Source organism: Rhodococcus sp. 06-418-5, from assembly GCF_002258285.1.
Taxonomy (GTDB): domain Bacteria; phylum Actinomycetota; class Actinomycetes; order Mycobacteriales; family Mycobacteriaceae; genus Rhodococcoides.
The window spans coordinates 154890-168375 of sequence record NZ_NOYE01000018.1 but is presented as its reverse complement, the minus strand read 5'-3'; the positions used below and the strand labels follow the sequence as shown (position 1 = coordinate 168375).

Below are 13486 nucleotides of genomic sequence, written 5' to 3'. Positions count from 1 at the left end.
GTGAGTCATCGAGCCAACGCCTGCCAGGTCGCCTCGCCCGCTCGATACCCCGCCTCGAACAGCCATGGCCATTCGGAGAAGTCCTCGGGATCGACCACCACCGTCTCGACACCGCCGTTACCGCGCCGCTTCGGCATGTTCTCGGGATGGGACGGGAACCGATCCTTCAGATACGCGGGCTCGAGACTCTGCCGAAAGATCAACCACGTCTGCGGCGTGAAACCCACTGCCTCAGCACGTTTCGCAAGGTCGATCCAGGCTTCCGCATTGGCGTATCCGCCTTCGAGCACCCGCCTCCGAGTCTCGATCATCGGGAACACTCCGTACCAGATCGGCGGGTAACTCAGTAGGGTTTGGCACCAAGTACGACGGCGTTCCGGCGGAATAGGTTCCCACTTCGCCTGCGCAGCTTGAAGATCGTCACTAACGGACATCGTTCACCTCACCCCGGAGGTGCAACCCTCCATCGACTTGCACGCCCGCGGTTTGCGGGACGCGCCGGTTCTTCCCCTGGGGCACCCTGTCGATGGAGACGGGGTTGCCGAACAGCCGGCCAGGTACCTACGGCTATTGCTCTTGAACCTTCTTCGACAATAGCCGAGGGGTACGGGTTGGACAATCCTGTGAATCGGCGGACCAACTCGACGAATTGGCAACGGAATCAGGAACCAACAGGTGAACCAGCAACACTCCGGCCGAATTTCTCTACGCAGATCGGACATCCGTCATCATTGACGCGTGATCAAACAGGGAAGTGGTTTTGCTTTGCTCGGCGCAGTGATTGCGGTTCTGGGTTACTCGGCGACCGGAACTGCGGGGTACTCGGCGTACGTCTCCGGCGAGTCCTTCTATGGTCCGGACACCACGCTGGGGCCGTGGGTGCAGCCCATTGTCGCTGCCACAGTCGGAGCAATAGTCGGCATGCTCGCAGGCCTGGTGCTCCACCTGTGCGGGTTTCGATTCGCCGACGAGCCCACTCGGCGCGTTGGGCTCGTCGCCGTTGCCGGTCTGATCGGAGTGACGCTGGGAATGACGCCCGTAGTGATTCTCGTCGGAACGAGCTTTTCCGGTCTGAATTCGGGCGTCTCGACCGACTACCTGCTGCCGATATACGCAGGTACCGGAGCGATGGCCTACGTGCTCGGAGTCGCCTCGGTTCGGTTGCTGCTCAAAGTAAGTCACGATCCGTTGCCGTCCCGGACGACCAAGGTGGTGGCTGCCTTTCTCCCGATCGGGGGTGTCCTCGCCACCCTGGTCGGAACGGGGACTGCCTGGATTCTCGGATTCTCCACGGCGGCATCCACTTTCGTCGCCGTGATCGTGGCGGTGTTGTGCGTACTCGTGGCAACCTTTGCGCTCGCGCGGGCGTGGGCGTTGCGTACGACAGCGTAGGAGCTCGAGGGTCGACCGCCGCGCCGCCGGGAGTGGTGCGCTCGACTTCCTCGGTCGACGCGGTGAGCAAAGTTCTTTTTACTCAGACCAATTCATTAACGGGAGAGGAAGCCAATGATCATCACCGGATTGTTCTTCGCCGAGTATGCGCGAGCCGCCAACGACATGCTCGACATTCTCGGCGGCGTCTGGGACACCTGCACCGTCCCTCGCGACACGCGCATGCTCGAATGCCGCCTGGTCGCGCTACTGCAGACCGGGCCCGACGACATCGGCAAGGACTTTCCAGCGACTCTCGAAGTACTCGACGCCAACGGGGAACACATCGTCAATCAACGCGGCCTCCAGATCCCCGGTGCCGGCTTCACCGGCGAGAATCGATTCTGGTTCCTCCCGATGCAGATGGTGTTCCGCGACGAAGGACGGCACAACTTCATCCTCAGCGCCGGCGGGGCCACAGCGAGCGTCGGACTGCGCATCGCCTTCGGGTGACCTCTGTCGCGGTATCAGCTGTGCGATGAAAAACGATGTTCTTTCGGACGCCGACTGGAGGCTCGCGCTACGGCTGATCGGCCATCCGGAACATGGCAACACCGCGATCATCGACAACTTCTGTCAGATGTCCTCGCACCACCAAAAGCTCCAGGTGCGCCAGCGTCTCGTTGACAGCCAACGTGCGGTTGAAGAGATCGAGTTCGGGCAGCGCTCTTTCGTGCCGAGTCCAGGTGGACACGAGTGCAACGTCGTACGCGGTGTTCGCTCCGCTCGCCACGGCGTCAGCAAAACCGCTCAGTCGCGTTTCATGGTGAGCGATCAACTCACGAACCCTGGCATGCAGCACCGGCACCACTGGGCCGTGCGCCGGAAACATGCGCGCATCGGGCAGGTCGAGAAGAGCGCCAAGGGACGCAAGATACGCACCGAGAGGATTGACCGACAACACCGACTCGAAGCCGACGGACGGCGTGATGCGCGGCAGCACATGATCGCCTGTGAAGACGGCCCCGCGTAACGGATCGACGAACACACAGTTGCCTCTCGTGTGCCCCGGCGTATGGACGACTTCGAGGGTGCCCTCAGCGACGGAATCCCCGTCGACCAGCCACCGATCGGGATCCTCGAAATCCCTGAAACTCCACGAACGCCACTCCGGCCGCGCTGGCACGTCATCCGTCCAGCCCGTTGCTCCTGCACGCAACAACGAACGCAAATGCGGCTCATGACCGACGAACTCGGGTTCGGCTGCGCGTCGCAGTGACTCCCGCTCGTCGACGTGCAGAGCTACCTCAGCTCCGGAACAGCGTCTGATCTCGGCTGCGTTCGAATAATGATCGGCGTGAACGTGCGTCACCGCGACGGCGTGAACGGACTCGAACGATTCCCCCAGCGCAGCGAGTCCGCGTGCCAACGTCTCCCGTGCGGCGTCGCTCGATTGCCCCGTATCGATCAGTACGAGCCCCTTGCCCGTCTCGAGTGCATAGACATTTATTGCAGCCAACCCGTCGCCCGGCATCGGCAACGGAATCCGATGCACACCGTCGGCGACCTCGAATACACCGGCTTCGGTCCAATGCTGGCCTGCGTCGGTCGCTCGACGCAATGGGAGAACTCCGGCTATCATGAACGCACCATCATCGACGTGCCGATCAACCCTCGAAACTTGGCCGCCTTCTTGGCCTCACCGATATGAACGACACCTACGACGACCCCGTCCCGGATGTACGCCGCACAGAAGTCCGCACCCAGTTCACCGTCTACAACAGTGACGTCGGTACCCAGACCAGGCTGACCGAACGACTGGATCTTCACGTCGAATTGATCGGACCAGAACCAAGGCATCGGAGCGAAAGAGTCGAATGCCGGGGCTGTCGTTACCGAACCTGCCAGCAAAGACCTTGCAGCTCGCTTCGCGGAGAACATCGGCATCTGCCAGTGTTCGACGCGTCGGGCGACGTCGTCGAACATCGGATTGGGAAATCTTGCGACATCGCCGACGGCCACAACGTCGGCAGTGCCAACAACCCGTAAGTCGTTGCTGCACAGCACGCCATCGGTCAAGTCGAGACCATTTCCTTCCATCCATGACGTGCTCGGCCTCGAACCGACGGCTTCGATCACGAGCGATGCCGCTATGGACGACCCATCGCTCAACGTCACGACGGGTGCAAAGTCGTCGCCTTCAACCGCGGAGACACCGACGCCGAGATGGAAGACCACACCATGGGCTTCGTGCCTGCGCCGAATTTCGCCGCCGACGAGAGCACCGAGCGGCCGCACCATCGGCGCGTCGTCGAGCGCGACCACGTGAACTCGAATTCCCCTGCCGGTCAATGACGCCGCGGCCTCACAGCCGATGAAGCCGGCACCCAGGACGACGACCGTGGCACCGTCTGCGACGTTCGCTTGGACGAACTGTGCATCGTCGAGCGATCGCAGACTCCTGCAGTCCGCTCGGCCGGCGGTCGCCGAAAGCCGCCGCGGTTCCACGCCCGACGCCGCTACGAGCGCCTCGTACCCGAATGTGGAGCCGTCGTCGGCTGTCAGGGTCCGTTTCGTCAAATCGCTGCCTACGATGCGTGTTCGGAGTAGCCACCGGTCACGCGCGGAGGTCGACCGTCTCGTCAGAGCCACTGCGTCGTGTACCGCGGAATCGTGCAGCAACGCCTTCGATATCGGCGGCCTGGTGTAGGGCATGTATTTCTCGGCACCGAACACCGTGATGTCACCTGTGTATCCCTCGGCGCGCAGTGCATCGACTGTCCGCAGCGACGCCAGACCCGCACCCACAATGGCGATACCGCACGACATCAGCTGCCGACTATCGAAATCGCCTGCAGTGGACACGCATCGACGGCTGCTTCCACATCCGTACGGTCATCTTCAGAGGGATTCGACTCGAACTCGAGGCCAGTGTCGTTCAATGTGAACACCGTCGGCGCTGCGTAAACGCACTGACCGTAATCCTGACACAGAGCCAGGTCGACTGAAATCTTCATGTCGCACTCCCTACCGGTAGAACTGCCCGACGAGCTCTTGTTGGAATTTCTTGTTCTCTTCGTTACCCGGGTGCGGCAGCCACTTGTCGCCGCCTACTTGGTAGCGAGTTGCAAGTTCGATCAAAACGCCATGGCACTTCTCCTCGGGAATGAAGTTCCAGTGCAACCAGGGCATGGTGTCCGGCGAGCTGCTTTCGTCGAGGACGAGCGGCAAACCTGCATCTCGGCACTGCTGCACGGTGTGACCGAAATTCGTCGAAAGGAACGCGATGTGGTGCACGAACTCGCCGCGCTTCTTCAACACCTTGTGCACCCAGGAGTCGTCGGTCGCAGGTGCCCACAATTGAATCGACACTCCGGTGGGATCCGGATTCTGATACGTGGCCCAATTCATCGCGGTCCCGTCGGAGGCACCGTTCCCCCGGGTCAAGGTGGTGGTCAGTTCGGGGGTGAGGACACCGAGAATGTCCTGCCAGTCCGCAATTGCACGATCTAGGTCCTTCACACACATCGAGACGTGGTCGATATGAACGCTGGCCATCGAGCCTCCTCAAGTTAATTCAACCAATCGGTTGGTGTAATTGTATACCTACAAGTGACCGAAGCCCACAAGAAGATTCGTTGCTACCGAGTCGCGCGCAATGCGGCAGGACCGGAGGTTCGTACCGCCTCGAGTGACCCGGCCCGCTTCACGCCTTCGTCCGAGACCACGGACGCCAAGATCATCCCGGTGAGCCTTTGTACGAGTTCCTCGACCGACATCCGGCCGCCCACATGGAACCAATTCACCAGCGAGTTGAGCTGCCCCAGAATGGTCCAGGTAGCCAACGAGACGTCCAGGCTGTCGCTGATCAACTTCTCCGCACGGCCCTCGGCAAGTATCGATCGCAGTAGGCCCGTGTATGCGTCACCGAGCTCGGTGATCTCACGACGTCGGTTCTCCGACAACGCACGTCGCTCGCGGAACTGAATGCTCATCGATGTGAAGTTGGCGACGGTGAACTCGACATGCGCACGAACGAACGCAGTCAATCGATCGAGAGCATTGCCGTCCAAGTCGACGGCATTGCCAACCTCTATCAGCGCAGCGTCGAAGGCACGCTTGATGATCTCGTAGAGAAAGTCTTCCTTGGTCTTGACGTAGTGGTAGAGGCTTCCCTTCAGCATGCCGACCTCGTCGGCTACCTCCTGGATGCTCGACGCATCGTAGCCACGGGCGAGGAAAACCGTGGCGGCACCATCGAGGATCTCCTGGAACCGCTGTGGATCGGGCTGGTCCTTGCGCGGACGGCCCGGCCCGCGGCGCGTCGCTTCCTCGACCATGCACACCCCTCTCGACAACGGCGAATCTCCCCACCCTACGACGCCGGCGAAGGTCCGAGTCGCAACGCACCGTCGAGGCGAATCACTTCCCCGTTCAAGAAGCCGTTTTCGACTATGTGCTGGACCAGTCGAGCGAGCTCGGACGCCGCGCCCAACCGCTTCGGGAAAACGGCCTCGCTGATCAAGCTCTGTCGGACCGACGGCGCGGCCGCGGCCAGCATGGGGGTGTCCATGCTGCCCGGGCACACCGTCATCGACCGGATCCCCCACTCTGCGAGGTCACGGGCGATCGGCAACGTCATGGCAATCAAGCCGCCCTTGGAAGCCGCATAAGCGGCCTGGCCGACCTGACCCTCGATACCCGCAATCGAGCCGATGCTGATGACGATTCCTCGGCTGCCGTCGCCGTCCGGCTCGTTCTCTACCATCGCCGCAGCACAGGTACGAATGACGTCGAACGCACCGATCAGATTGACGTCCAGGCACTGGCGGTACCGGTCCAGCGGGAACGGACGCTTCGCTTTGTTGACCACCCGTCCCGGCGGACTGATGCCTGCGCATCCGACCAGCACATCGACGCGTCCGAATCGGGTGACCGACCGCGAGACAGCACGCTCGACCTGATCGGGTACCGAGACGTCGACCGGCTCGAAGGCGGCCGCGTCACCCATCTCGGTTGCCAGTTCATTCCCCGCCGACTCCGGACGGTCGAGGATCACGACGCGACCGCCCTCGGCGACGACCATTCTGGCGACCTGCTCACCGAGTCCCGACGCTCCGCCGGTGACGACGACGACCGAATTTGCTATTCGCATGAGAGACCTCAGAACGATCTCGGCAGACCGTAGGACTCGGCAATTTGATTGCGCGCCATTTCGCTCGTGATGGGTCCGATGCGGTAAAGGCGCACATCTCGCCAGTACCTCTGCATGTCCGTCTCGAGCGCGTAGCCCATTCCGCCCAGGATTTGCATGCCCAGATCGGCTGCCTTGCCTGCCAATTCGGACGCTACCACCTTTGCCATCGTCGATTCGGTGCCACAGGGCAAGCCCTGCTCCTGACGCCAGGCCGCGTAGTTGGTCATCAACTCGGCTTGCTTCTGCCACATCGCCATATCGGCTACGAAGTGCTGCAGCGATTGGAACTGGCCGATGGGCTTACCGAACGCTTCGCGCTCCTTCAGGTAGGCCAGCGCGTCCTCGAAGACACCGTCGAGCACTCCGGTGCAGAGGGCACCCACCATGATTCGCTCGTTGTTGAGAGTCTCGAGCATCTGGTACCAGCCCTTGTTGACCTCGCCCACGACGAGACGGTCCTCGACGAACACTTCGTCGAGCCACACTTCGCACGAACCGACCGACTTCATGCCGACCTTGGGAATCTGACGAGTGGTGATGCCCTCGGCTTTGCCGGGTACCAAGAAGATCGTCATACCGCGACTCGCCTTGTCCGCGTTCGGGTCGCTCTTCGCAACGAGCATGAGGTAGTCCGCGACATGGGCTGCCGTGGACCAGATCTTCTGTCCGGTGATGCGCCACCCACCGTCTACCTTCTTGGCGACGGTCTTCATCGAGCCCAGCACATCCGTACCGCCCGACGGTTCCGTCAGGGCGATGGACATACGGATCTCACCGTCCGCCAACTTCGGCAGCAGCTCCTGCTTGACTTCTTCCTGGGCATACAGTGCAACGGATTTGGCGCAGAACGATGAGACGCCCCAAATCCAGGTGAGTCCTCCGAGCGTCCGCGCGAGCTCGCGGGCGACGATCATCTGAGTCATCACGTCGCCGCCCTGTCCACCGTATTCCTCCGGCAGACCTATGCCGTGCAGGCCCTGCTTCGACATCTTGTCCCACAGCTCGAAGGGGTACTCGAATTCTCGCCCTTCCCATTCCCGAGCGGTGTTCTTGTCCAATTCCGAGTCGATCCATGCGCGGAGCGATTTGCGGAACTGCTCTTGTTCGTCCGTCAACGAAAAGTCCATGATGTTCTCCTATTGAGTGGGTGAAAAGTGGTTAAGTGTCGAGGTTTTCGATGATCGTGGCGTTGGCCAGGCCCCCGCCCTCGCACATCGTCTGCAGTCCCCATCGCCCTCCCGAGCGACGCAGTTCGTGGACGAGGGTCGTCATCAGTTTGGCTCCGCTGGCTCCGAGTGGATGACCCAAAGCCATTGCGCCGCCGTTGACGTTCGTCTTCTCGATCGGTGCACCCGTGTCCTTGGACCAGGCGGCAACGACCCCGGCAAAAGCCTCGTTGCACTCGAAGAGGTCGATGTCGTCGATCTCGAGGCCGGCCCTTTTCAGTACCCTCCGGGTAGCAGGTATCGGACCCGAAAGGATCAGAACGGGATCACTGCCGACGACGGCGTTCGAGTGCACACGGGCCAACGGCGTCAAACCGTGGTGCCGCACAGCCGCTTCCGACGCGAGAAGGATCGCCGACGATCCGTCGGCCAGCTGGCTCGCCAAGGCCGCGGTGTGACGACCACCAGCACGGATCGGTGCCAGACCCCGCATCTTCTCGGTATCGAGTGTTCGCCGGAACCCCTCATCGATGGTGAGCTCGCCGAGTGGGGCAACCTCGGCGTCGAATCGGCCCTCGTCCCACGCCCGCGCTGCATTTCGGTGACTGCGTTCGGCGAGCGACACCATCTCGTCGTCGGTGATACCCCACTGCTCGACGATCAGGTCGCCACCGCGAAACTGATGTATCTCCTGCTCGCCGAATCGAGCTTGCCAGCCCTCGCCGTCGAAGGGATAGCGCATGTTCAGGTCCGGCCCGACCGTCCCCGATGAGTTCAGCGGCACGGTACTCATCGACTCGACGCCGGCGGCAACGACCAAGTCGTAGTCGCCGGACCTGATCCCCTGCGCCGCAAAGGCAACTGCCTGTTGGGACGAGCCGCACTGGCGATCGATGGTGACTGCGGGTACTTCCTCGGGGAGCCCTGCCGACAGCCATGCGTTGCGCCCTGTGTTCCAAGCCTGAGCCCCGATCTGCCCGACGCATCCCATGATGACGTCGTCGACGGCAGCGGGATCGATCCCGGTCCGTTCGATCAGTGCCCGCAACGTATGTGCGGCGAGATCCACAGGATGGATCGCGCTCGCACCGCCGCCGCGGCGTCCGGTGGGTGTTCGTACGGCGTCGACGATGTAGACCGCCGGTCGAGTGTGTTCAGACATCGATGCTCACCAGTTCTTCGTCGAAGTTGTGTCGGTCCCAGAACTGCTCGAGGCCCGCGGGCAGAGCAGGCAATTGCACGGCCGCTCGAATTCGGCGGGCGATCTTGTCGATCACGAACGCTGCGTTGCTCGCGCCCACCGCCGGGAGGCGAAGGATGGCCGTGTCTACGCCGTCGTCGCGTCCGGCTGCGCGCAATTCCTCGACCACGCGCACTACCGCGTCGTGGCCGTCGACGCTGTCCACGTCGAACACGGCAGGTCGTAGTCCGCGACCTCTCGGCGCAGAATTGTCTGCCAGGTAAGGCGCGCCCAGCGCCTCAGCCGACTCGGCCTGGACCCAGGTGCCGTCGGAACGAACGCGGGAGGGGGTGACCATCACCGCGTCGTCCGGGGCATGAGTGTTGGCGCGAAGTTGAGCCGGCACGGTCCACACCGCTCCGCGGTGCACGAACGGCCGCGACCGTGCGGCCTTCAGGATGATGCGCGCCGCTTCGTCGAAGCTGGATTCGTGCCCTGGAGCCGGGGCCAGAGACGAAATCCATCGGCCGCCCAAGAGGTTGTCGAGGACCGCACATTCTTCAGCCGTGTAAATGGGGTGAGTGTGGCCGAGGTACAACCGACCACCGATGGTGACCCGCTCTGTCGTGCCGGCCAGACTTGCCGCGGCCGCCACCACCGCCGCGGTCCGGTCGGACGGTGCCTCGAGCCACAGGAGATCGAGTGCGCTGTCGTCGATAAGCTGCGCACAACGAGCGAGGTCGCCGCGCTTCAGTGCCGATGGGTCGACGGCGATTCCCAATTTCATGCGGACACCGCCACAGGGAGGACCGCAGACGCGAAGAGCATGAGACTGTCTCGATACTGCTGGGGGGTAAGCACATCGAAGTTCAATCGGGCGACGACGGTATCCACCCCCGCCGATGCGAGCGCGGACAGTTGAGCGGAGACCTCGTCCGGACTACCGACGATGGCCGTGCGCGTGATGCGCTGCATCTGCTTGTCGAGCAGTTCCGGCCGGGTGAAGCCGTTGGCGTCACCGTCGAGGACCCACCAGGCTCCTGCCTCCTCCCGGTAATGCGATTCGAGTGCGGGCAGGAAAGTCTCGCGCGCGCGGGCACCATCGACGTCGACGAACACGTCTTTCAAAACCCCGATCCGGCCGGCACTCCGGCCACCTGCCGCTCGATGAATACGCGCAACGGCAGCGTCGAGTTCGTCCGGATACAGGGTCTGAGGTAGCAGAGCCGACGCATTACGGCGGCCGATTCTCTCGATCGCCGCATCGGCCATTCCGCCGATCCAGATCCGCGCTGGATCCATGGGGTGCGTTCCGCCGAGCAGTCGGTCCAGACCGGCCTCCATTCGGCGTCCGCGGTCCCGTCGTCGAAGTCCGAGCGCGTCGAATTCTGCGTCTCGATGTCCCAGACCGACTCCAAGTTCGAGCCGATCTCCGGACATCGCCGCTACTTCTTGCGCCATCGACGCGATTCGGTCGGGATCGTGTTGAGGGAGCAGCAACATCGCGGTGCCGAATCGAAGTGTCGAGGTGACGCCCGCTGCAGCGGCAATCGCAGTCAGCGGAGACGGGCACCACCCGTCGTACCAGAACCGGTGCTCGGCGAACCACATCGAGTCGAAGCCGAGCTGTTCGAGTTCGCGGGCGGATTCGAGCATGTCGGCATAGAGGCGCTGATGGTTGCGAGGGTCGGCGACCGTCGACTGCATGGTCCACAACCCGACACCGATGTCCATGGTCATCACGCGACAGCCCTTCTGGCGACGCTCGCGTGGCCCGTCAACGCGAGTGGCCCACCCTGAATGCGCAGTTCGACCGTCACGGTGCAGAGATCTACGTCGACGTCGTCGACCGTGCCGCTGACTTCCAGAACGTCTCCAGCACAGACGTTTCCGACGAAACGCACCGACAGTTTCCGAACATCGTTCACCGACCCGAACACCTCGCCCAGGTAATTCATGATGTAGGCCATATTGGTCGGCCCCTGGTTCACCGGCCGCTCACCCATTCCGAGCGCGCGAACAGCATCGACGTCGAAGTGGATCGGGTTGCTGTCCGACAACAGCGCGGCCATTGTCTTCATCTTCTCCGCGCTGACGGCCGGCAAGACGACTGTCGGAAGCGTTGCGCCGAAACGCAAATCAAGAACGTCGGTCATGGTGTCCTCCTGGGGAACACGATCGAGTTTCGGGTGCGGGCGACTACGTGATCGCCGTCGACGATCTCGAGCTCGAACCCGACGATGTCGAACGTCCCCGCTTTGCGGCCCTGCTTGCGCTCGGCACTGCAGAACTGGCCGCGTACCTCGTAACCCCGCTGCACCCGGAGCGGAGTATCGACAATGGTCTCGCTCTCACCGAACATGGGCCCGTCTGCAGCGGACGCGCCACACATCTCGAACAGCTCGTCCCAGGTCAGTCCCATCGCACCTGTTGCCGCGACGTACACGAAAATGGGATGCGCTGTGCGATCACCGGTTTGCATGCCGAGCACGACGTCGTTCATCAACCATTGCTGATAGGGCTCGATGACGAACGACCCACCCGGCAGCGTGCGGCCGGGCAGAGCCTGGACGTCGTCGACTGTGAATGCGGTCATGCGAGTGCTCCTCCGTCGACGACGAGCGTGGACCCGGTGATGAACGAGGCGTCGTCGCTGCAGAGAAACACCACGGGCATAGCGATTTCCTCGGCCCGGCCCCAGCGTCCGAGCGGAATGTCCTGATCCAACAGGGCGTCCATCGCGCCTGTCCCCTCGTAGTGAGACCATCCCTCGGTTCGAATGAGACCTGGTACGACCGTGTTGACGCGGATGCCGTGGGCGCCCCATTCTTTCGACATCGATCTGGTCAACATTTGAAGACCGCCTTTTGCGGCGGAGTAGTGCGCCATCGAGTCCTGGGCTTGCAGTCCTGCGAGAGATCCGATGTTGACGATCACCCCGCTCCCGCGCGCGATCATGCCGGACGATGCAGCGCGGCTCACGAGGTACGGAGCAGTCAGGTTCAGTGCGATCGTCTTGTCCCAGCCTTGCTGTTCCATATCGGTGATGGGTGCCAAGAATCGCGCTCCGCCAGCGTTGTTGACGACGATGTCGAGGTGGCCGAATTCGTCGTTCGCGGCAGCCACCGCGGCTTTCACGGCGTCTTCGTCGGTGACATCGGCGACGACGACGAGAGCGCGGCCACCGATTTCCCGGACGTGAGCGGCGACCTTGTCGAGCGGTTCCAGTCGGCGCCCCACACACACCACGTCGGCACCGGCAGCGGCGAGGGCGACGGTCGTGGCGTGTCCGATATCGCCGGATGCGCCGGTGATCAGTGCCGTCCGACCGGCCAATCCCCCCGTGGTCACGACTCGACCCGCACCGGGTAGGCGGTCATTCCCCGACTGATCAACGTCGGGTGCCAATGCGGAAGTGTGGTTGCCGGGACGAGCCCGGGCAACCTGTCCACAATCGACTCGATGGCGACGGACGCCTCGAGGCGCGCCAGAAAGTTACCCAGGCAATGGTGCAGCCCGAAACCGAAGCCCACGTGCCGGTTCGGCGTTCGTGTGATGTCGAAAGTCTCGGGCGACTCGAACGCAGCATCGTCACGGTTCGCCGAACCCTGAACCAGATACACCTGCTCGCCCACACCGAGTGTCTGCCCGCCGAGGTCCACGGGCGCGATGACGCGTCGCATCTCCATCTTCGACGGACCGTCGAAGCGCAACAGTTCTTCGACCGTGCCTCTGATCAGCGAACGATCCGCACGTAGTCGAGCGAGCTGATGCGGGTGCTCGAGAAGAACCTTGGTTCCGTTCGCGATCAGATTCGTTGTCGTTTCGTGTCCTCCGAAGACCAACAGAACGCACGTGGAAACGATTTCGTCGTCGGTGAGCGGCGCGTCTTCGTCCGCCGCCAGTAACGCACTGATCAGGTTGTCGCCGGGCATCTTCCGGAATGTGGCGATCAATTCACGCAAGTAGTCGGCGAGATCGGTCAGACCCTGCTGCGCTTCGGCACGCCGGCCTTCGACGCCACGTGCACCGAAAACCAGCACGAGAATTTGGTCGGACCAGCGCTTGAACAGATCGCGGTCCTCTGGTGGCACACCCATCAACTCCGCAATGACCACGGCCGGAATCGGGTAGGCCACATCCTCGACCAGATCCAGCTCGGTACGGTCGACCACTCGGTCGAGCGTTTCCCGAACGACGGATTCCACCCGGGGACGCATGCGTTCGACGGCTTTGGGGGCAAAGGCCGGCATGACCATCTTGCGAAGCCGCGTGTGGTCGGGCGGATCCATGAAGACCATCCAGTTGCCCAGGATGTCGAACGTCGGCTTACGCTCGCGCTGCTGCTGCGGCGTCAACTTGGACTCGTAGATCGGCTTGATCCGGTCCGACGACAGAGCCGGGTTACGCAGCGCAGCAGTAACATCGGCGTGCCGGTACACGAACCAGGCGCGAAATTCTTCGTTCCAATGCACCGGATGCTCGGCGCGCATGTACGCGAAGTACTCGTAGGGATCGGCCACCCGATCCTCGCGGAGGATGTTGTGGTCCGTCGTCTCGATCGTGTTCATT

At 62.6% G+C, this 13486-nt stretch carries 17 protein-coding genes and 1 riboswitch; of the genes, 2 read left to right on the top strand and 15 right to left on the bottom strand.

Annotation, left to right across the window (positions count from 1 at the left end; genetic code table 11):
• Positions 1-5 precede the first annotated feature (5 nt).
• The gene (locus tag CH274_RS16715; RefSeq protein ID WP_256993614.1) at positions 6-311 is read right to left on the bottom strand and encodes a mandelate racemase/muconate lactonizing protein; all 306 of its coding nucleotides are present in this window, start codon (positions 309-311) and stop codon (positions 6-8) included.
• A 151-nt stretch (positions 312-462) separates the two neighbouring features.
• A riboswitch (SAM riboswitch) is annotated at positions 463-582 on the bottom strand.
• Between the two features lie 156 nt (positions 583-738).
• Between CH274_RS16715 and CH274_RS16710 the strand changes: the two genes are divergently transcribed.
• Both CH274_RS16710 and CH274_RS16705 read left to right on the top strand, forming a co-directional pair.
• Positions 739-1392: a hypothetical protein gene (locus CH274_RS16710; RefSeq protein ID WP_094658186.1), complete on the top strand. Its 654-nt coding sequence runs from the start codon at positions 739-741 to the stop codon at positions 1390-1392.
• A gap of 114 nt (positions 1393-1506) precedes the next feature.
• A complete protein-coding gene (locus tag CH274_RS16705; RefSeq protein ID WP_094658184.1) occupies positions 1507-1884 on the top strand; it encodes a DUF6941 family protein in 378 nt (125 codons plus the stop codon).
• Between the two features lie 67 nt (positions 1885-1951).
• Here CH274_RS16705 and CH274_RS16700 read toward each other — a convergent pair whose 3' ends face one another.
• The 14 genes from CH274_RS16700 to CH274_RS16635 form a co-directional block, all read right to left on the bottom strand.
• Positions 1952-3013 (bottom strand): MBL fold metallo-hydrolase, encoded by a 1062-nt coding sequence (locus tag CH274_RS16700; protein WP_094658182.1) that lies wholly within the window; start codon positions 3011-3013, stop codon positions 1952-1954.
• On the bottom strand, positions 3010-4236 hold the full coding sequence (locus CH274_RS16695) for an NAD(P)/FAD-dependent oxidoreductase (RefSeq protein WP_143546595.1): 1227 nt from the start codon (positions 4234-4236) through the stop codon (positions 3010-3012). The genes CH274_RS16700 and CH274_RS16695 overlap by 4 nt, the downstream gene beginning before the upstream one ends.
• Positions 4200-4388, bottom strand: a complete 189-nt coding sequence (locus CH274_RS16690; RefSeq protein WP_094658178.1) for a ferredoxin — start codon at positions 4386-4388, stop codon at positions 4200-4202. Before CH274_RS16690 ends, CH274_RS16695 begins: the two co-directional genes overlap by 37 nt.
• 10 nt (positions 4389-4398) lie before the next feature.
• Positions 4399-4929, bottom strand: coding sequence for a VOC family protein (locus CH274_RS16685; RefSeq protein WP_094658176.1), 531 nt, complete (start codon positions 4927-4929; stop codon positions 4399-4401).
• 83 nt (positions 4930-5012) lie between these two features.
• Entirely contained in the window at positions 5013-5711 is a 699-nt protein-coding gene (locus tag CH274_RS29275; protein WP_179275786.1) for a TetR/AcrR family transcriptional regulator, read from the bottom strand.
• A 35-nt stretch (positions 5712-5746) separates the two neighbouring features.
• A complete protein-coding gene (locus CH274_RS16675) occupies positions 5747-6526 on the bottom strand; it encodes an SDR family NAD(P)-dependent oxidoreductase (protein ID WP_094658174.1) in 780 nt (259 codons plus the stop codon).
• A gap of 8 nt (positions 6527-6534) precedes the next feature.
• The gene (locus tag CH274_RS16670) at positions 6535-7695 is read right to left on the bottom strand and encodes an acyl-CoA dehydrogenase family protein (protein ID WP_094658172.1); all 1161 of its coding nucleotides are present in this window, start codon (positions 7693-7695) and stop codon (positions 6535-6537) included.
• Between the two features lie 31 nt (positions 7696-7726).
• Complete coding sequence (locus tag CH274_RS16665) at positions 7727-8896, bottom strand: acetyl-CoA C-acyltransferase (protein WP_094658170.1); 1170 nt, start codon at positions 8894-8896, stop codon at positions 7727-7729.
• Positions 8889-9701, bottom strand: coding sequence for an LLM class flavin-dependent oxidoreductase (locus CH274_RS16660; protein ID WP_094658168.1), 813 nt, complete (start codon positions 9699-9701; stop codon positions 8889-8891). The genes CH274_RS16665 and CH274_RS16660 overlap by 8 nt, the downstream gene beginning before the upstream one ends.
• Complete coding sequence (locus tag CH274_RS16655) at positions 9698-10654, bottom strand: LLM class flavin-dependent oxidoreductase (RefSeq protein ID WP_094658166.1); 957 nt, start codon at positions 10652-10654, stop codon at positions 9698-9700. Before CH274_RS16655 ends, CH274_RS16660 begins: the two co-directional genes overlap by 4 nt.
• Complete coding sequence (locus CH274_RS16650) at positions 10654-11070, bottom strand: MaoC family dehydratase (RefSeq protein WP_094658164.1); 417 nt, start codon at positions 11068-11070, stop codon at positions 10654-10656. The genes CH274_RS16655 and CH274_RS16650 overlap by 1 nt, the downstream gene beginning before the upstream one ends.
• Positions 11067-11510 (bottom strand): hypothetical protein, encoded by a 444-nt coding sequence (locus CH274_RS16645; protein ID WP_094658162.1) that lies wholly within the window; start codon positions 11508-11510, stop codon positions 11067-11069. Before CH274_RS16645 ends, CH274_RS16650 begins: the two co-directional genes overlap by 4 nt.
• A complete protein-coding gene (locus CH274_RS16640; protein ID WP_179275784.1) occupies positions 11507-12265 on the bottom strand; it encodes an SDR family NAD(P)-dependent oxidoreductase in 759 nt (252 codons plus the stop codon). Before CH274_RS16640 ends, CH274_RS16645 begins: the two co-directional genes overlap by 4 nt.
• Entirely contained in the window at positions 12262-13485 is a 1224-nt protein-coding gene (locus CH274_RS16635; RefSeq protein ID WP_094658161.1) for a cytochrome P450, read from the bottom strand. Before CH274_RS16635 ends, CH274_RS16640 begins: the two co-directional genes overlap by 4 nt.
• Position 13486: the final 1 nt, after the last annotated feature.